This window comes from Rhodococcus sp. DN22 (assembly GCF_036669995.1).
Classification (GTDB): Bacteria; Actinomycetota; Actinomycetes; order Mycobacteriales; family Mycobacteriaceae; genus Rhodococcus_F; species Rhodococcus_F erythropolis.
Genome location: NZ_CP133326.1, coordinates 4,859,162 through 4,876,334, shown reverse-complemented (window position 1 = coordinate 4,876,334; position 17,173 = coordinate 4,859,162). Strand labels below are relative to the sequence as shown.

Below are 17,173 nucleotides of genomic sequence, written 5' to 3'. Positions count from 1 at the left end.
TGGCCCCTTCACGTCAACCCCCCGTGGGTCATTGCCCGAACCCCTTCGATCCGGTTTGACCAGAAGGGGTAGTTAGCTGAACGGTAACAGACTGTTCGCTGGCTCGCTACATCCCAGTTGGCTTCTCGGATCGCCGATGACTATATCCGGATTGTAAGGCCAGGTGAAAGGGTAAACGGACAAGTGCGGCGAATGGGATAGCCGGAAAGTCCAATTTGGTAGCTCGGCGAGCGGTGCTGCCCGGGGATTCGTGGAACTCACGGCAAGCATCTGGCTCGTGTCCCGACATCGAGGACACGTCCGAACGAGGCGCACACGCATGTCAGAATGTGGAAACCGCACCGATGACCGAATTGAACTTGGAGCCATAGTGAGTGGAACTGCTCGCGACGCGTTGCGCGCGATCGCCGAACTGCTCGCCCCTGACAGCGCTGTTGTCATCGATCGTGTGACTCTCGCGATCGACCAACCGGAACGGTATGTCGAAGTGCAGAACGAGTTGTACTCACAGACGCTCGAGAAGCCACACCCGGAAATGGCGTGGTTTGCTCTCGTCGACGCATTGCACGAACAAGAACGCCTGGTCTGGGTGGACTGGAACGAGGATGCTGCCGAGGTTCTGGGTCAGCTGCGAGTGCTCACGTCGGCGCCGGCGGGATCGTGGGAGTGGGCGGACAGTCTTGTCGTGGCCTTCGATCGAGCTGCTGGACTCGAATCGCTTCTCGCCCGTATCGGCGACAACATCACCGATACGGGCGTTTCACTTGCCTGGCTCGACAGCGACAGCGATACGTTTCTCCTCGCGCTCGTCCCGAGTGTTCACGGTGCAACGCTCGTCGAACTCGCGCTGGCAACCGGGCACTGCGTGCGCGTGTTCTAGAGTCTCAGCGTTTGCCGAGCAGGCGGCGCAATCCTTCGATTCGATCGCTCAGTCTGGGCGGCGTGCGCTCGGGATCCATCAGTGCATTTTCAGCGAGCACGTGGTCTTCGCCGTCGACTGTGTTCCGGTCGAATTCGCGCAGACTGCGAGCGTCGGAGGTCGAGAGAGCGCGAACCGTCGACAACAGTGACTGCTCACCCGACGCGTCGTCGACTTCTTCCTCGGTGACGTCGAGGTGCTCGCTGAGTAGCCGGCGCCTCAATCCGATGATCGAGGCGCGCAACTCGACATCTGCGTCGTCGTCGGATTCGACGGCGATGTCGCACTCGGTGTCGAAGCCCATCGAACGGTTGTTGAGATTCGACGACCCGATTCGCAGGAGCCGATCGTCCATCACGAGAACCTTGGCGTGTACGTAAATAGGTGCGCCAGAAGAGGTCACGGGATAAAACGCACCGAAACGGTCGTGGGTATCGGCCGACCACAGCAAATGCAGCAGGTCGTGGCGTGCCCCGTCCATCGCCTTTTGTTCGAGCCATCCATCGGCATTGCGGGGAATGACCAGAACGATTTCCGGCCCGTCGGCCTCACGTAGACGCGCGGCAATCGCCTCGGCCAGCGTGCGTGATGCGAGGTACTGGCTTTCGATGTACAGCGTGTGTTCGGCGCCGGCGATGGCCGCGAGATACAGCGCCTCGATCTCACGAACCTCCGCGCGCTCGCCGAGTTCCGGCAATGTTCTGGCGACGGCTACGTCGACCACCCGCAAGGTGGGAGCCAAATTGACGGGCCACGGAGTCGCAGTGCTCTTGACCGGTGTCAGATCCTCGCCGGTTGCGGATTTCCAGCGTGCCCGCGCCAATTCGCCGATGGCCACAGCCGCATTGCCGTCGACCGCCGTGGTTGCGTCATGCCAAGGGCCGTAACGCCTTCCGCTGGGCGTGATTCGATAATCGTTTCGGTCGACGTGATCCGAGGTGTCCCAGCGGTCCACAGTCATGTCGATGCCGCCGCAGAACGCCAGAGCGTCGTCGATGACGATGATTTTCTGATGGTGCGCCGCACCAACCGGGTGGGCGCCGTCGATCTCGAACCGTAGGCGCTCGTCGGTCAGCCAGTTGGACACGAAGACGGGAGTCATGCCGCGGCCGATTGCGGTGAACGCGCCGATGTTCCATTTGAGTACGAGGATTTCGAGGTCGGGTTTCTCGCGGACGAGCCAGCGGAGGAACATTCCCAACCGGTTGGGGCCGTCGAGAGTCTGCTCGCCTGGTTCGAGTTTGATGCGCGTGTCGAAGTCCCAGCCGATCAACATGATTCGCTTTTCAGCTTGCAGCATTGCGGACTTCGCATGATGAAAGTAGTCAGCGGCGTCGACGATGCAGGCAAGATTGTCCGCCGGTTCGATGCGCCAGCAGGTTTCGCCCGGAACAAGGATTCTGTTCATTCGCCGATTCCCAGGTACGCGGTCAGTTCGCGCGCTGCCGCTTGGCCGGCGCGGTTGGCTCCGATCGTCGACGACGACGGTCCGTATCCCACCAGGTGCACGCGAGGGTCGGCTTCGACCTGCGTGGCGAGGCGCCCGGTCATCGGAATTCCGCCACCCGGTCCGCGCAGGTGCAACGGCGCCAGGTGATCGAGTGAGCTACGAAAACCGGTGCACCACAAGATGACATCGGCGTCGACGACGGTACCGTCGGCCCACTTCACGCCGTTCGGAAGAATTTCGGAGAACATCGGCAGTCGATTCATCACACCACGCTCTCGCGCTGCCCGGATGGCAGGCGTTACCGGGAGGCCGGTCACCGAGACAACGGATCCCGGTGGCAGGCCGCGTCGTACACGATCTTCGACCATGGCAACCGCAGCGCGGCCGATGTCCGGCGTGAACGGCTCGTCGCGGAACTCGGGTTCGCGCCGCGTCACCCAGGTAGTGGTCGTGACGCGTGAGATCTCGTCGAGCAGTTGGACGGCCGAGATCCCGCCGCCGACCACGACGACATGTTTGCCTTCGAACTCGGCAGCGGTTCGATAGTCCTTCGTGTGCAGTTGTCGGCCACGGAACGACTCGGCCCCGCGATAGTGGGGGATGAAGGGCCGCTCCCAGGTCCCCGTCGCGTTGATCAAGCCTCGCGCCGCGAATACTCCCTGGTCGGTCTCGATCCGCAGGCGCTCTTCCCTCGGACACACCACTCGCGTGTGTACCGGGCGGTGGACGGGAAGTTCGAATTGCTTTTCGTACAGTTCGAAGTAGTGGGGGACCGCCACCGATGCAGGCACCTGTTCGGCGTCTGTACCGGTGGTTTCCGCGAAGGACATTCCCGGGAGGTCATGGACGCCGTTGACGGTGCTCAGTGTCAGGCTCGGCCAACGGAACTGCCACGCCCCGCCCGGCCCCGACGCATGATCGAGCACCACGAACCCCGATTCGGGCTCGATTCCGAACTTGCGCAGGTAGTAGGCGGCGGAGAGTCCGGCCTGTCCGGCGCCGATCACCACCACGTCAACCGGGTGTGGTTGCTGTGCGGCAAGGTCGTCTGTACTCATCGGTAATCTAACCTCCTGATGTACAGAACTTAGCTGCAGAGAAGTATGCGGACGGTATCGGCGCCTCGGAACATCCCTGTGTCGAGCCTTCCAGAAACGAAAGTGAGCGGACATGATCGGGTTCTCCCGTGACGGCAACGTCGTGACCATCGAGTTGCAGCGTCACGAGCGTCGTAATGCGCTCAGCGCGGAACTCTGCATCGCAATACGGGACGCGATGAACGCGGCGGTAGCCGAGCACGCGCACGTCGTCGTCATCACCGGTGAGGGATCGGCGTTCTGTGCAGGCGCGGACCTCTCCGGCGACGTCTACATGGAGGGCTTCACCGATCGCCTGTTCGAGATGCTTCGCTCTATCGACACGGCGCCCATCCCCGTCATCGCTGCCGTCAACGGTCCGGCTATAGGCGCGGGCACGCAACTGGCCATCGCGTCGGATCTTCGCGTCGTGGCGCCGAGCGCTCGCTTCGGAATCCCGGCCGCCACCCTCGGTGTCTCGGTGGACAAGTGGACGATGCGTCGGCTCGCGTCGCTGGTCGGCGGCGGTCCCGCGCGCACCATTTTGCTCGGCATCGAACAGATCGGCGCCGAAGAAGCCTTCACTCGCGGCCTCGCCAACAAAATCGGAACCCTCGACGACGCTCAGGAATGGGCACACCGCATCGCGAATCTCGCACCGCTGTCGTTGCGGCACATGAAGATGGTTCTCAACGACGACGGCACCATGGAGGAGCAGTCTCCCGAGCAGCTCGACGCGCTTCACGCCGCCTGGCTCAGCGAGGACGTCCAGGAAGCCCGCGCTGCCCGCATCGAGAACCGCCCTCCCGTATTCAAGGGTAAGTAAAGCTGGTTGCAGGGAAAACAGGCGCCGGGCACGCAGGGCAGATAGTGGCTACGCTCGTCTGAATGAAGAAGACGACGGTTCTCGGAGTTGCTGCTGTTGCCGCGGCGACGGGGTGGGTGGCGCGAGCCGCATGGGGCATCCCGACGCAGATCGGGGCCTCGCGAAACACGGTGCAACCGTATGCGGCGATGTCCCCGCGATACCGGGACCGCCAGTTCCACAACTCGGAGCCCAGCAGCACACTGGTTCCGGGCACCGATGTCGGAATGTTCAAGTCGATGGCCACGCGAGGGTCGACGGGTCGGCCGCGTCAGCCGATTCCGTTGGCCACTCCGCTGGCACCGGCGGCAGCCGGCGACGCGGCGGTGACGTGGTACGGCCATTCGAGCGTTCTCGTCGAGGTCGACGGCTACCGCGTTCTCGCCGATCCGGTGTGGAGTGAACGCGTATCACCCTCGGCCACAGTAGGTCCCGCGCGCATGCACCCCACTCCGGTGGCTTTGACCGAACTGCCTGCAGTGGATGCGATAGTCATCTCTCACGATCACTACGACCATCTCGACATGGCTACGGTCAAGACCCTGACTCGTACACAGACCGCCCCGTTCGTCGTGCCGATCGGTATCGGTGCGCACCTGCGGCACTGGAAGGTGCCCGAGAACCGGATCGTGGAACTGGACTGGGACGAGTCGACCAAGATCGGCGACCTGGTCCTCACGTGCACGGAGGCTCGTCACTTCTCCGGTCGTGGCCTTGTCCGGAACACGACCCAGTGGGCGTCGTGGGTATTCGCCGGGCCGAAGCACCGGGTCTTCTTCGGTGGTGACAGCGGATACACATCACGTTTCGAACAGCTGGGTGAAACCTATGGGCCTTTCGATCTGACGCTTCTCCCCGTCGGTGCGTACGACGTGCGCTGGCCGGACATCCACATGAATCCGGAAGAGGCAGTGCAGACGCACATCGACCTCAACAAGGGCGACGGGTCGCGCGGTGTCTTCGTCCCGATTCACTGGGCGACGTTCAACCTCGCGTTTCACTCGTGGTCGGAGCCGATCATTCGCCTCGACGAGTCGGCTGCAGATGCGGGCACAACAGTGTCGGTCCCGATGCCGGGCGGCAGGATCGACGCGTTGTCACCGACACCGCCGTCGAAGTGGTGGATACCGCTGGGCTGAGCGGCGAAGTGTCGCGGACGTGGTTGCCTGTCGAGTCGTACCCTGATTAGTTGCTCCGGGTGCGTAATCTTTGACCATGGCTCACGAGCACACCAGTTCAGAAGAGACAGCAGTGGCGGTAGCGCCTGAGCGATTGCCGGACGACGTCGACGTCGCCCGCGGTCTGACCGCCGATCAGGTTGCGGCCCGGATCGCGTCGGGACAAACCAACGATGTACCGGACCGGGCGTCCCGCTCGGTAAAGGACATCATTCGCGGCAACGTCTTCACTCGCATCAACGCGATCCTGACCGTGTTGTTGGTGATCGTGCTCGCGACGGGTTCGATCATCGACGGCATGTTCGGACTGCTGATCATCGCGAACAGCGGTATCGGCATCATCCAGGAGATCCGCGCCAAGCGCACGCTCGACGCTCTGGCCATCGTGAGTCAGGCCAAGCCCATGGTCAGGCGTGACGGCGTCGCCGTGGCGATGGTGCCCAAAGATGTTGTGCTCGACGATATTATCGAACTCGGATCCGGTGACCAGATAGTCGTCGACGGTGAGGTGGTCAGTTCGGCTGCACTCGAGGTCGACGAATCGCTGCTCACCGGTGAGGCCGATCCGGTTCACAAGGCGAGTGGCCAGCAAGTGTTGTCGGGCAGTTTTGTTGCCGCGGGCAGCGGTGCATACCGCGCCACCAAGGTCGGCGGCGATGCATACGCGGCCAAGCTGGCCGAAGAGGCGAGCAAGTTCACCCTCGTGCATTCCGAACTGCGCAGCGGCATCGACAAGATCCTGAAGTTCATCACCTACCTGATGATTCCGGCGGGTGCGCTGATCATCTTCAATCAGCTCTTCACGATCGGCCTGCCGATCCGACCGGCACTCAACGGCATGGTGGCAGCTCTGGTTCCGATGGTTCCCGAAGGCCTTGTGCTCATGACGTCCATTGCATTTGCGGTCGGTGTGATCCGGTTGGGCAAGCGCCAGTGCCTCGTTCAGGAGTTGCCGGCGATCGAGGGTCTGGCCCGTGTCGACGTGGTGTGCGCGGACAAGACCGGAACGCTGACCGAGAACGGCATGCGCCTGTCCGAGGTCGACGTCGCACCGGGTGGATCGGGGGAGACTGCGGTCAAGTCCGCGTTGAGCGCGATGGCCGCGTCCGACCCTCGCCCCAACGCGAGTGTCCTGGCGATTCGCGAGTCTCTCTCCGACGACTCCGGGTGGGGCGAAGCGACAGCGGTGGCGCCGTTCTCCTCGGCGAAGAAGTGGAGCGGCCAGTCGTACGGCAGTCACGGCAACTGGGTACTCGGTGCCCCGGACGTGCTGCTCGATCCCGACTCGGAAATGGCCCGCAAGGCCGAGGAAGTGGGTTCGAGCGGACTTCGTGTCCTCATGCTCGGCAGCAGCGACCTCCCCGTCGACGACGCCGACGCCCCTGGCACCGTCACCCCCGAAGCTCTGGTCGTGCTCGAGCAGAAAGTGCGCCCGGACGCCCAGGAGACGTTGGAGTACTTCGCCAGCCAGAAGGTCGCGGTCAAGGTCATTTCCGGCGACAACGCGGTTTCCGTCGGCGCCGTTGCCGGATCCCTCGGACTCGAAGGCGGCGACCGCCCCATCGACGCGCGAGAGCTGCCCAGCGATCAGGAAAAGCTGGCGGACACTCTCGACGGAGCAACGACGTTCGGTCGAGTGCGACCGGATCAGAAGCGGGAAATGGTCGCGGCCTTGCAGTCTCGCGGACATACCGTCGCGATGACCGGTGACGGCGTCAACGACGTGCTCGCCCTCAAGGACGCCGACATCGGAGTCTCGATGGGGTCGGGCAGCCCGGCTACCCGAGCCGTGGCCCAGATCGTGCTGCTGGACAACAAGTTCGCGACGCTCCCGTACGTCGTCGCGGAAGGCCGCCGAGTGATCGGCAACATCGAGCGTGTGTCGAATCTGTTCCTGACCAAGACCGTCTACTCGGTGGTGCTTGCGTTCCTGATCGGCATCACCGGCGTCCTGTCCCAGGTATTCGACTTCGAACCGCTGCCGTACCCGTTCCTGCCCCGCCACGTCACGATCGCAGCGTGGTTCACGATCGGTATCCCGGCCTTCATCTTGTCTCTGGCACCCAACAACGAGCGCGCGCGAACCGGTTTCGTCTCGCGCGTGATGCGTCTGGCGTTGCCGTCGGGCCTGATCATCGGCATCACCACGTTCATCTCCTACGTATTGGCTTACCAAGGCCCGGACCAGACGGAAACCCAGAAGATCCAGGCCGGAACCAGTGCGCTCATCACGTTGATCATGATCGCCGTGTGGGTTCTGGCCGTCGTGGCTCGGCCGTACGTCTGGTGGAAGCTCGTTCTGATCGGCGGGTCGGTGGCCGGATACCTCATCCTGTTCGCGCTGCCGTTCACCCGCGAGTTCTTCAAACTGGATCCGAGCAACGTCGCTGCGACGACGCTCGCGATCACCCTCGGCGCGATCGGCGTTGTACTCGTGGAACTCTCGTGGTGGATCAGCGCACGCCTGCACGGGGAGAAACGAAAGATGTTCGCGACACCCGACGACCTGCCCGGCGAGCATCACCATGCCCACAGTGGGTGAGTAGTTTCAGCGCCTGAACATCTGCACCCAGGCAATGCGATCGCCGCCGCGCTTCTTGGCTCGGTACATCGCATTGTCTGCGTGCTCGATCAGTTCGTTTACAGCTCGATCCGGTAAGTCCGTCTCGGGACTCAGATAGACGCTGACGCCGGTACTGGCGGACACAGGATAGGGATCGGAGTCGGACGAGACCGCCGAATGTATCTCGGTGGCGACCTGCTCGATGTCTCCTCGATCGACTCCGCGCAGGACGACGAACTCGTCTCCACCGATTCGAGCCACCACCGCATCGGGTCCGGCGGCAGCGATGAGGCGGTCGGCGACAGCGGTCAACGCGTCGTCGCCCGCGACGTGGCCGTGTGTGTCGTTGAGGTTTTTGAACGAGTCGACGTCGATGAGTAGTGCGATCAGAGCCTGCGTTCGATCACTGCGCAGCAGATGCTGTGCCTCGTCCTGGAGTCCGCGGCGATTGAGTGTCGCGGTGAGGTAGTCCCGGTGGGCGTTGCGTGCGTCGTCGGTCAGGCGCAGCCAGACGATCTGCAGAATCCATGCGGTGGAGAAAACCACACCAGCAACCATCAGATAGAGATTCACGACCACCCAGTCGTCGTTGACCGGCTCGGACATCGCCATGGCAGCGAGCGTCGTGCAGACAGCAAGAGCCCAACCGATGTGGCTGATGGCAACGCGAGGGCTGTGAACTATCGCCGCATAGAAGCCGATCATGATGAACAAGATGCAGCCGATGGTTCCGACGAAAGCGGTGCGTACGGCGAAGAAGAGAGTGACGGCGAGCCACAGGTCGGCCCAGACGACAAAGGCCACGGATTGTCGCCAAGTTGGCCACGATTCATTACGCGCCCAGCGGTAGCCCGCATAGGCGCCACTGATAGTTCCGAGGGCGAAGATCGACCGCGCCAGGGCGGTGTCGGAACCGAAGCGGCTCAACTGCATGGTCGCCGCGATCAGGGCGAAGAGAAAACACCACACCGCGACCAATTTGCGTCCGGGAACGGTCAGCCCGCGAGTGTCGAGGAATCGGGGGAGCCAGGTGTAATCGGTGCGATCCGACCACCACCGGGACAGCAGTTCACGCGTGGGGTAGGGGTCGCTCCCCGTCCCGCGCAGTCCTGCATTCAAACCGGGCACCTGTCGATGTCGATGGGTGGTCAATCAGCTATTGGCGGGTTAACGCTACCTCGAGTTGCGCACGGCTCGAACGCACGGACCTGCTTTCTGGCGCAGAGGCCGTCGACCTGTGAGAATCGAAGGGCGCGGAGGAACGATTCCGCCGAAGGATGTGCGTCAGCACCGGGAGAGGACACGGACATGGGTTTCTTGGACAACGTCAAGGGATTGGTCGAAAAGGGCCAGGAGCTCGCAGCGGAGAACTCCGACAAGGTTCACGACGCTATCGACAAGGTCGCCGACATCGCCGACGACAAGACCGGCAACAAGTACGGCGATCAGATCGACAAGGCAGCTGAGGCCGCCAAGAAGGCTGTTCCCGAAAAGCAGTAATACCGGATTCGGCATACCGTTTTTCGGTAGCACCGTTGCTCAGGGGCCCGTCACCGAAAAGGTTGCGGGCTTCTGTGCGTCCGCTAGGTGAACTCCCAGGGTCGGCGGGCAGAATGAACGCGTGAACTTCACCTGGATTCTGCTGGTCGTCATTGCCGCCATCGCAGTCACCGGGCTGTCCAATCGACGAAACCTGCAGGCTCCGCTGGTTTTGGTGACGGTAGGTTCGGTCGCATCCTTCATACCCGGTATGCCGCGGCCGGAACTCGATCCCCACGTCATTCTCGGTGTGGTCCTGCCGCCGCTTCTCTACTCGGCCGCTCTGAAATTCTCGGTGGCGACCTTCAAACGCAACTTGGCCCCGATCTTGCGCCTCGGCGTCGGAATGGTGTTGGTGACGGCGTTCGTGGTTGCCTTCTTCGCCGAATGGATGGTGCCCGAGTTCACGATCGGCGCCGCCCTGGTGCTCGGGGCCGTGATCGCGCCGACCGACGCCGTCAGCGCGGTGGCGGTCGGTCAGAAGCTCGGGCTCCCGAAACGGGTGATCGCCATCCTGACGGGCGAGGGGCTCGTCAACGACGCCACCGCGCTCACGCTCTTCACCGTCGCCGTCGCAGCAGTGACCGGAACGCGAATTGCCACCGATTCGCCCCTGTTGTTCTTCGCGTACGAAGTGATCGGCGGCGTTGTCGTCGGCTTGGTGCTCGCGTTTGTCGTCAAGTTCGTTCGTGCCCGCATGTACGACTCTCCACTGGAAACCGGCTTGGGGTTGGTGCTTCCGTTCGCTGCCTACCTGGCCGCCGAAGAACTACACGCGTCCGGTGTTCTGGCCGTTGTGGTCGCTGGTCTGGTGATCGGGCACTATTCGACGGACGCGTCGATCATGACGCGATTGCAGGAGCGCTCGGTGTGGTCGAGCCTGGACACTCTTCTCGAGATGTTCGTCTTCGCGTACATGGGGCTCCAGCTGAGCTTCGTGATCGACGATGTTGTCGCCGACGGACTTCCGGTGCTTCACGTGTTCGCGTACGGTCTCGCAGTCCTGGCCGTTGTCATCGTGATTCGGCCGGTGTGGCTGTTCCTGAGCTACTCGCGTGTGCGATTCGGTGTAACCCTGCGCCGTGATCGCGAGAATCAACTGACGTGGAAACAGAATCTGGTGGTCTCGTGGGCGGGAATGCGCGGCGTCGTCACTCTTGCTGCGGCCGGCGGTATCCCGTTTGCACTCTCGTCCGGCGAGCCGTTCCCCGGACGCGGCGTCATCCAGGCGATCGCGTTCATCGTCGCGGTCGGGACATTGCTCATCCAGGGATCTACCTTGCCGTTCATGATCCGTCGCCTCGACGTCGCGGATCCTTACGAGCAGTTGCGCACGCAGGAACAGATGGAGTTGGCCCGCAACATTTCTCGCAAGGCGGGAGAGAAGGCGTTGGCAGACGCGGCCGCGCACCCTCCGCCGGGGATCGACGGGAAGGAACTGCAGGCGATCGTCGAACGCGTACGACGCTCGATGCAGGCGAGGCTTCAACTCCAGGAGGTCGACGAGGACGCCGATCGCGAGGCCGCCTTGTGGAATGCGGGAGCTCTGTTCGACAAGTTCCGGCATCAGTCACTGCGCTCGCAACGAGTTGCGCTGATCGCCGCACGTGACGACGGAGATCTCGACGACGAGGTATTGCGTACCGTATTGGAAGGACTCGACATCGAAGAGGCCGCAGCAGAGGAACGTGTCAGGCGTCGCCGAGCAGGTAGCGGTGCAGGCAAATAGAGGGGAACACTGCGTATGACTGTTCGGAGTTCGAGGGTTCGCGCAGTCTGGGGAGTCGTGGTGGCGAGCGCACTTCTCGTGAGCGTCGGCTGCGGATCGGATGCCTCGCCGGATGTCTCCGTCACCGACACCTCGACCACGACAACCCCGTCGGTCGAGAGCAGTGCGCAACGTGGCGTCGTGTTCGACAGTGAACCCTTCACCAGCACAGCCGAAGTGGCGGCGTCCGGAGCAAGCGCGGTGAAAATCCTGTACGGCTCCACCTCCGGTATCGACGGCCGAGAGACTCAGGTGTCGGGAACGGTGTTCACGCCGCCTGGAACTCCGCCGGAGGGCGGTTGGCCGATCGTCTCCATCGGCCATGGCACGACGGGTATTTCGGACGACTGCGCGCCGTCGGCCTCGCCGACCCTGTTCGGCACGATCGGCCTGGTCGCGCCGTTCCTCGACTCGGGATACGTGGTCGCTGTCTCCGACTTCGAGGGCCTCGGCACTCCGGACCCGCATCCTTACCTGCAACCGGACACCGCGGCGTTCAACGTCATCGACGCGGTTCGAGCGGCGCGCAACGTCGTTCCGGACACCTCGACTCGTTGGGCAACTCTGGGGCTGTCCCAAGGCGGGCAGGCATCCTGGGCGGCAGCCGAGGAAGCCGACACCTACGGCGACGGACTCGAATTCGTCGGTGCAGCAAACCTGTCCCCGGCAGCGGACATCTCGCCGATCATCTCGAGTGATTCCGAGGTGAATCTGTCACTGCCTCAGCAACTGCTGCTGCCCTATGTACTCGAAGGGCTGTCCCTCACCCATCCGGACCTCGAACGAACCGACTACGTGCGCGGCGCATTCGAGCAGAACTACGACCTGCTCACCTCGTGCCTGACCTCTCGGGCGACGGAGAAGTTGGGTCTGGTCGGAAAGGTGACGCCCGCCGACACGCGGCCGGCTACCGCCGAGGATGCGGACCGAATTCACGCGTGGCTCAGCGATGTTGCTCTTCCCCGTCAACGCGCGAGCGGTCCGATGTACGTAGTCGTCGGTACCAATGACAACCTGATCCGTCCGGAATGGACCGAGGCGGCAGTCGAACGCGCCTGCGCCGACGGTGACGTCATCGAATTCCAGGCGCGACCGGGTGAAGGTCATGCGGACGGCGCCGCTGTGCCGGGAGCTGTCGCGTGGGTGAAGGATCGATTTGCAGGTGTTCCGGCACCGAATACCTGCGGGTCGTGAATCGATGACGCCGTTGGAGCGAATCCGCGCTCTTGCACTGGCATTGCCGGAGGCGACCGAGCGGGTCAGCCACGGTGAAGCGTCGTGGTTCGTGCGCAAGGCGCCGCAGTTCGTCACCATGGCAGATCACCACCACGACGATCGCGTCGCGATCTGGGCCGCGGCCCCACCTGGGGCGCAGGCAGATTGGGTCAGTCGTGACCCGTCGAGGTTCTTCGTCCCTCCGTACGTGGGTGGCCGGGGATGGATCGGCGTGTACCTCGACGTTCCGAGTGCCGACGAGACCGAGGACGAGAAATTCTGGAACGACGTAGCCGACGTCGTCGAAGATGCGTACCGCACGGTGGCTCCGAAAACACTGATACGGAAACTGGACGAGGACTCGCCTTGAGTCCGGCCGTGGTCGCGCTTCTCAGCGTGCTGATTCTCGCAGTGGCCGGGGCGCTGACGGCTGTGTGGATGCGCACCAGACGTGAGGTGACCACCCCCACCGAACGTGCAGTCCATGCCGCTCTCCATACGGCTTCGCTTGCCGCGCGGCCACTTCGGCGTGGACTCGACGAGAATTCGGCCGCGGAGGCGGCGCCTCACCTACGCGAGCTGACCGGCGGCTCCGGTCTGGGCCTGGCAGACGCGTCGGGAAACCTGTTGGCGTGGGACGGCCGTCACGAAGCGTTGTCCGAACAATTCCATGACGCCGCCATTCGTGCGATCGAAGGCGAACGCCGGGTACTCGTCACGCACTCGGACCTGGTGCGCGGACCGAGCGATCACCATGTGCGAGCGCTGATCGCTCAGCCCCTGCTGATCGAGGACATCGGCGTGGTCGGCGTACTGGGAATCGTCACCAGCGAGGACCCGTGGCCGGGAATGCTCGGAGCGGTCACCGAGGTCGCACGATATGCCTGCAGTCAGATCGAACTCGCCGACCTCGACGCGTCCAGAGCCCTGTTGGATCGAGCCGAAGTGCGTGCCCTGCGCGCACAGATCAGTCCTCATTTCATCTACAACGCGCTCAACACGGTCGCATCGTTTGTTCGAACCGATCCGGCGCGGGCCAGAGAACTGATCCTCGAGTTCGCGGACTTCACGCGGTACTCGTTCCGATCTGCGGGTGAGTTCACCCTGCTTGCCGACGAGCTGCGCAACATCGATCGTTACCTGACCCTCGAACGCGCGCGATTCGGGGAGGCTCTGAACGTCCGCCTTCAGATAGCACCCGAAGTGCTCAACGTGGTTCTTCCTTTCCTTGCCCTCCAGCCGCTGGTCGAGAACGCGGTTCGTCACGGCATTTCGAGTAAGCCGGAGGGCGGGACCGTGAGCATCGTGGCTGCGGACGAGGGACCGGACTGCATCATCAGCGTCGAGGACGACGGTGTGGGGATGGACCCCGAACTACTGCGCTCCGGTTCGCTCGACGCCATCGAGTCGGGATCGGGGCGACCCAGCGCACGAGAAGCTGCTCACGTCGGTTTGGCCAACGTCGACGACAGACTTCGTGCCGCGTTCGGCAACGACTACGGACTCGTGGTGGAGACAGCGCCGGGTGCCGGTACGAAGGTCAGCATGCGTGTTCCCAAGTTCAAGCAGGGTATTCACGTCTGATTCTCGCCTTCGATGATCAGGCTGAAACCGTCGTGGGAACATGGACCTGTTGTGAACGAGACTGACACTGATGCCCAGCTGACCGTCCTTGCCGTCGACGACGAGAAACCAGCCCTCGACGAGCTGGCCTTCTTGCTGCGCGCCGAGGACTCGGTGGCGCACGTTCACACGGCATCGGATGCGACGACAGCGTTGCGGATACTGCGCGGTGGAAGCATCGACGCGGTGTTTCTCGACATCAACATGCCCGGACTCGACGGTCTCGAACTGGCCGGCATCCTCTCCAATTTCGCGACGCCACCGCCCGTGGTGTTCGTGACAGCGCACGACGATCGAGCGGTTGACGCATTCGATCTCGGCGCCGTCGACTACCTACTCAAACCGCTCCGGGAGGAGCGTCTCGCTCAGGCCGTTCAGCGGATCGTGGGGCTCGCCGGGCGCACCAAGAGTGAGAGCAAACCCGAAGCTGCGCCCACGGACGAGGTGATCCCGGTGGAACTGGGCGGTGTCACGACGCTCGTTCAGCGTTCCTCGGTGGAGTGGGTGGAAGCCGACGGGGACTACGCGCGTTTGCACACCGCTGGAAAGTCGCACCTGGTGCGCATCCCGATCTCGACGCTCGAATCACGCTGGGCCGACGCGGGCTTCTTGCGTGTGCACCGCTCCTACCTGGTGTCTCTGGCGCTGGTCACCGGCATCCGCACAGTAGGCAGTGGATTGGTGGTCTGTCTGCGCCCGCACGGTGACAAGCCTCCCGTCGAGCTTCCGGTCAGCCGCAGACACACCCGTGAACTCAAGGATCGACTGGTTCGTGCGCCCAAGCAGAGTTGGTTGTCGCGGTGACGTCGCAGTCCGATCCTCCGCAGCGTGAGCGCGTTGTGTTGGCGCAACGTAGTGGCGCACGGATCGTGCGAACGCGGGTGGAGGTGCAGGAACAGACCGAAGTCGGCGACGCCATGATCCGCGGTCTCGTTCGCGCGCAGTTGGGACTGGCGATTCGCCTTGCCGTCGTCGCAGCCGGACTCCTGTGTGCGGTGCCGCTTCTGACGCATCTCTTCCCGACGCTGTCGGAGGTCGCAGTCCTTGGCATCCGGTTGCCGTGGCTCGTAATGGGCGGCGCCGTGTATCCCTTGCTGTTGACCACAGGCTGGGTGTTCGTGCGTCGTGCGGAGCGAAACGAGCAGGACTTCAACGACATCGTGGACGACTGAGCGCGGCGCTGTGGGAGGACAACCTATCCCGGTGCTGACGGTGCTCGGCATCGTTGCGGCGGCCGTGGCAACCGTGGCTATCGGAATCTACGGCGTTCGGCTCGCTCGTACCACCTCGGACTTTCTCGTCGCGTCCAGAACCGTCAGCGCGCGGTGGAATGCGACGGCCATCTCCGGCGAGTACCTCTCTGCTGCTTCGTTTCTCGGTGTTGCGGGGCTGGTCGCCAAGTACGGCGCCGACGCCCTCTGGTATCCCATCGGATTCACCGCCGGATACCTCGCCCTGCTGCTGTTCGTCGCAGCACCGCTTCGGCGTTCCGGTGCATATACCGTCCCCGATTTCGCCGAATTCCGTCTCGGCTCACCGCGATTGCGCAAGCTCGCAATGCTCGTCGTCGCGATGGTGTGCATCCTGTATTTGATTCCACAGTTCCAAGGCGCGGGACTGACGCTCAACATTCTGCTCGGGGTTCCCAGCTGGATCGGCGGCGTTGCTGTCGGGGTCATCGTCATCGCCAACGTCGTCGGCGGCGGGATGCGCTCGATCACCTTCGTTCAGGCCTTCCAGTACTGGCTGAAACTGACTGCCGTCGCGATTCCCGCTGTGGCACTGACCTTCTACTTCTTCGGCGATCACCACGACGTCGGCGCGTCGATGCCGCCGACGGTCACCACTGCGACGACCGTCGACATCACCACCGACGTCGTCGTCCAGGTGTCCGAGCCGGTGACGGTCAGCGGCGGCACAGTCGACGGGCGAGCGGTCGAAGGCACGATGACCCTGGGGCCGGGGGAGCACACTCTCGGTGAAGGCATGTCCATGGTCCTCGACGCGGGAGCCGCTGTCCCTGTCGTCGCCGGAGCGCCCGCGCAGAACTCTGACTGGATCACCCCGGGTTGGGGTTTCGGTGGGCCGCACCCGATGTACCAGGTGTACTCGCTGATGCTCGCGACCTTCCTCGGAACGCTCGGCCTTCCTCATGTTCTCGTCCGGTTCTACACCAACCCCGACGGCCGGGCAGCCCGTCTGACGTCGCTCGCCGTTGTCGGTCTGGTCAGCGTGTTCTACCTGTTTCCGACACTCCTCGGTGTTTTCGCTCGACTGTACGTCCCGCAACTTCTGATCACCGGCACCTCTGACGCGGCGGTGCTGCTGTTGCCGGGCTCGGTGTTCTCGGGGTGGGGCGGACAACTGCTGGCAGCCCTCGTGGCGTCCGGTGCCATCGCCGCTTTCCTGTCGACGTCGTCCGGATTGCTCGTCAGCATCGCCGGCGTCGTCAGTACCGATGTTCTCCGTGGTCGAGTTCGAGACTTCCGTATTGCAGCGCTACTGGCCGGGGTCGTTCCTCTCGTGCTGTCGCTGGCGGTGGTGTCGGTCGACCTCTCGAGAACCGTCGGTTTGGTGTTCGCAGTCGCTGCGTCGACGCTCTGCCCACTGCTCGTATTGGGTATCTGGTGGCGCGGTCTGACTGCCGTCGGCGCGGGGGCGGGGATGGTTGTCGGTGGATGTGTTGCGGGCACTGCCGCTACTGTCGCCGTCCTGGGTGGTTTGTCGGAGGACGTCCTCGGTGGCTGGCCGGCAGCCATTTTCGCGTTCCCGGCCGCGGTGAGCGTGCCGCTGGCGTTCCTCACGATGATCGTCGTGAGCAAGGTGTCGTCGAAGCAGATACCGGCAGATATTGCGCGAATCTTCACGCGGATGCACGCCCCGGAACGTCTCGGAATGGGCTCCGATCGCGAAGACGATCTCCGCCAACCCTGACTTTCACCGCCCGAACCCTCTGCCGTTGGTCGCGCCTGCCTGA

15 protein-coding genes are annotated in these 17,173 nt (G+C 63.4%); 12 read left to right on the top strand and 3 right to left on the bottom strand.

All coding sequences use genetic code 11. From position 1 onward, the window contains the following. Positions 1-370 precede the first annotated feature (370 nt). Entirely contained in the window at positions 371-880 is a 510-nt protein-coding gene (locus RA302_RS22180) for a hypothetical protein (RefSeq protein ID WP_030534948.1), read from the top strand. A 4-nt stretch (positions 881-884) separates the two neighbouring features. Here the strand turns inward: RA302_RS22180 and RA302_RS22175 are convergent, their stop codons facing one another. Together RA302_RS22175 and RA302_RS22170 are read right to left on the bottom strand one after the other, a co-directional pair. Then, positions 885-2,327: a phospholipase D-like domain-containing protein gene (locus RA302_RS22175; protein ID WP_030534947.1), complete on the bottom strand. Its 1,443-nt coding sequence runs from the start codon at positions 2,325-2,327 to the stop codon at positions 885-887. Further along, positions 2,324-3,427, bottom strand: a complete 1,104-nt coding sequence (locus RA302_RS22170) for an NAD(P)-binding domain-containing protein (RefSeq protein WP_020970433.1) — start codon at positions 3,425-3,427, stop codon at positions 2,324-2,326. Before RA302_RS22170 ends, RA302_RS22175 begins: the two co-directional genes overlap by 4 nt. Positions 3,428-3,539: 112 nt before the next feature. Here RA302_RS22170 and RA302_RS22165 point away from each other — a divergent pair, with 112 nt between their 5' ends. The 3 genes from RA302_RS22165 (at position 3,540) to RA302_RS22155 (ending at position 8,030) form a co-directional block, all read left to right on the top strand. Further along, on the top strand, positions 3,540-4,271 hold the full coding sequence (locus tag RA302_RS22165) for an enoyl-CoA hydratase (RefSeq protein WP_003940192.1): 732 nt from the start codon (positions 3,540-3,542) through the stop codon (positions 4,269-4,271). 62 nt (positions 4,272-4,333) lie between these two features. Further along, entirely contained in the window at positions 4,334-5,449 is a 1,116-nt protein-coding gene (locus RA302_RS22160) for an MBL fold metallo-hydrolase (protein WP_030534946.1), read from the top strand. Positions 5,450-5,525: 76 nt separating this feature from the next. Next, complete coding sequence (locus RA302_RS22155; RefSeq protein WP_030534945.1) at positions 5,526-8,030, top strand: HAD-IC family P-type ATPase; 2,505 nt, start codon at positions 5,526-5,528, stop codon at positions 8,028-8,030. Positions 8,031-8,036: 6 nt separating this feature from the next. On the opposite strand, the gene RA302_RS22150 is transcribed toward RA302_RS22155, so the two are convergent. Continuing rightward, entirely contained in the window at positions 8,037-9,179 is a 1,143-nt protein-coding gene (locus tag RA302_RS22150) for a GGDEF domain-containing protein (RefSeq protein WP_003940053.1), read from the bottom strand. A 180-nt stretch (positions 9,180-9,359) separates the two neighbouring features. On the opposite strand from RA302_RS22150, the gene RA302_RS22145 reads away from it, so the two are divergent. The 8 genes from RA302_RS22145 (at position 9,360) to RA302_RS22110 (ending at position 17,130) form a co-directional block, all read left to right on the top strand. Further along, positions 9,360-9,551 (top strand): antitoxin, encoded by a 192-nt coding sequence (locus RA302_RS22145; RefSeq protein WP_003940164.1) that lies wholly within the window; start codon positions 9,360-9,362, stop codon positions 9,549-9,551. Between the two features lie 121 nt (positions 9,552-9,672). Next, the gene (locus tag RA302_RS22140) at positions 9,673-11,319 is read left to right on the top strand and encodes a Na+/H+ antiporter (RefSeq protein ID WP_003939739.1); all 1,647 of its coding nucleotides are present in this window, start codon (positions 9,673-9,675) and stop codon (positions 11,317-11,319) included. A gap of 15 nt (positions 11,320-11,334) precedes the next feature. Beyond that, positions 11,335-12,552 (top strand): lipase family protein, encoded by a 1,218-nt coding sequence (locus tag RA302_RS22135; RefSeq protein ID WP_030534944.1) that lies wholly within the window; start codon positions 11,335-11,337, stop codon positions 12,550-12,552. Positions 12,553-12,556: 4 nt separating this feature from the next. Further along, complete coding sequence (locus RA302_RS22130) at positions 12,557-12,943, top strand: MmcQ/YjbR family DNA-binding protein (RefSeq protein ID WP_007727762.1); 387 nt, start codon at positions 12,557-12,559, stop codon at positions 12,941-12,943. Beyond that, a complete protein-coding gene (locus tag RA302_RS22125; RefSeq protein WP_030534943.1) occupies positions 12,940-14,157 on the top strand; it encodes a histidine kinase in 1,218 nt (405 codons plus the stop codon). The genes RA302_RS22130 and RA302_RS22125 overlap by 4 nt, the downstream gene beginning before the upstream one ends. A gap of 12 nt (positions 14,158-14,169) precedes the next feature. After that, a complete protein-coding gene (locus RA302_RS22120; protein WP_202425847.1) occupies positions 14,170-15,000 on the top strand; it encodes a LytTR family DNA-binding domain-containing protein in 831 nt (276 codons plus the stop codon). Continuing rightward, positions 14,997-15,368, top strand: coding sequence for a membrane protein (locus RA302_RS22115; RefSeq protein WP_003939880.1), 372 nt, complete (start codon positions 14,997-14,999; stop codon positions 15,366-15,368). Before RA302_RS22120 ends, RA302_RS22115 begins: the two co-directional genes overlap by 4 nt. A 10-nt stretch (positions 15,369-15,378) precedes the next feature. Beyond that, positions 15,379-17,130 (top strand): cation acetate symporter, encoded by a 1,752-nt coding sequence (locus tag RA302_RS22110; RefSeq protein WP_030534942.1) that lies wholly within the window; start codon positions 15,379-15,381, stop codon positions 17,128-17,130. The last annotated feature ends 43 nt before the right edge of the window (positions 17,131-17,173 follow it).

Bases quoted from the DNA above. Each gene is read 5' to 3' on its own strand.
- RA302_RS22175 (WP_030534947.1), bottom strand. From the start codon at position 2,327: ATGAACAGAATCCTTGTTCCGGGCGAAACCTGCTGGCGCATCGAACCG.
- RA302_RS22170 (WP_020970433.1), bottom strand. From the start codon at position 3,427: ATGAGTACAGACGACCTTGCCGCACAGCAACCACACCCGGTTGACGTG.
- RA302_RS22165 (WP_003940192.1), top strand. From the start codon at position 3,540: ATGATCGGGTTCTCCCGTGACGGCAACGTCGTGACCATCGAGTTGCAG.
- RA302_RS22160 (WP_030534946.1), top strand. From the start codon at position 4,334: ATGAAGAAGACGACGGTTCTCGGAGTTGCTGCTGTTGCCGCGGCGACG.
- RA302_RS22155 (WP_030534945.1), top strand. From the start codon at position 5,526: ATGGCTCACGAGCACACCAGTTCAGAAGAGACAGCAGTGGCGGTAGCG.
- RA302_RS22145 (WP_003940164.1), top strand. From the start codon at position 9,360: ATGGGTTTCTTGGACAACGTCAAGGGATTGGTCGAAAAGGGCCAGGAG.
- RA302_RS22135 (WP_030534944.1), top strand. From the start codon at position 11,335: ATGACTGTTCGGAGTTCGAGGGTTCGCGCAGTCTGGGGAGTCGTGGTG.
- RA302_RS22130 (WP_007727762.1), top strand. From the start codon at position 12,557: ATGACGCCGTTGGAGCGAATCCGCGCTCTTGCACTGGCATTGCCGGAG.
- RA302_RS22120 (WP_202425847.1), top strand. From the start codon at position 14,170: ATGATCAGGCTGAAACCGTCGTGGGAACATGGACCTGTTGTGAACGAG.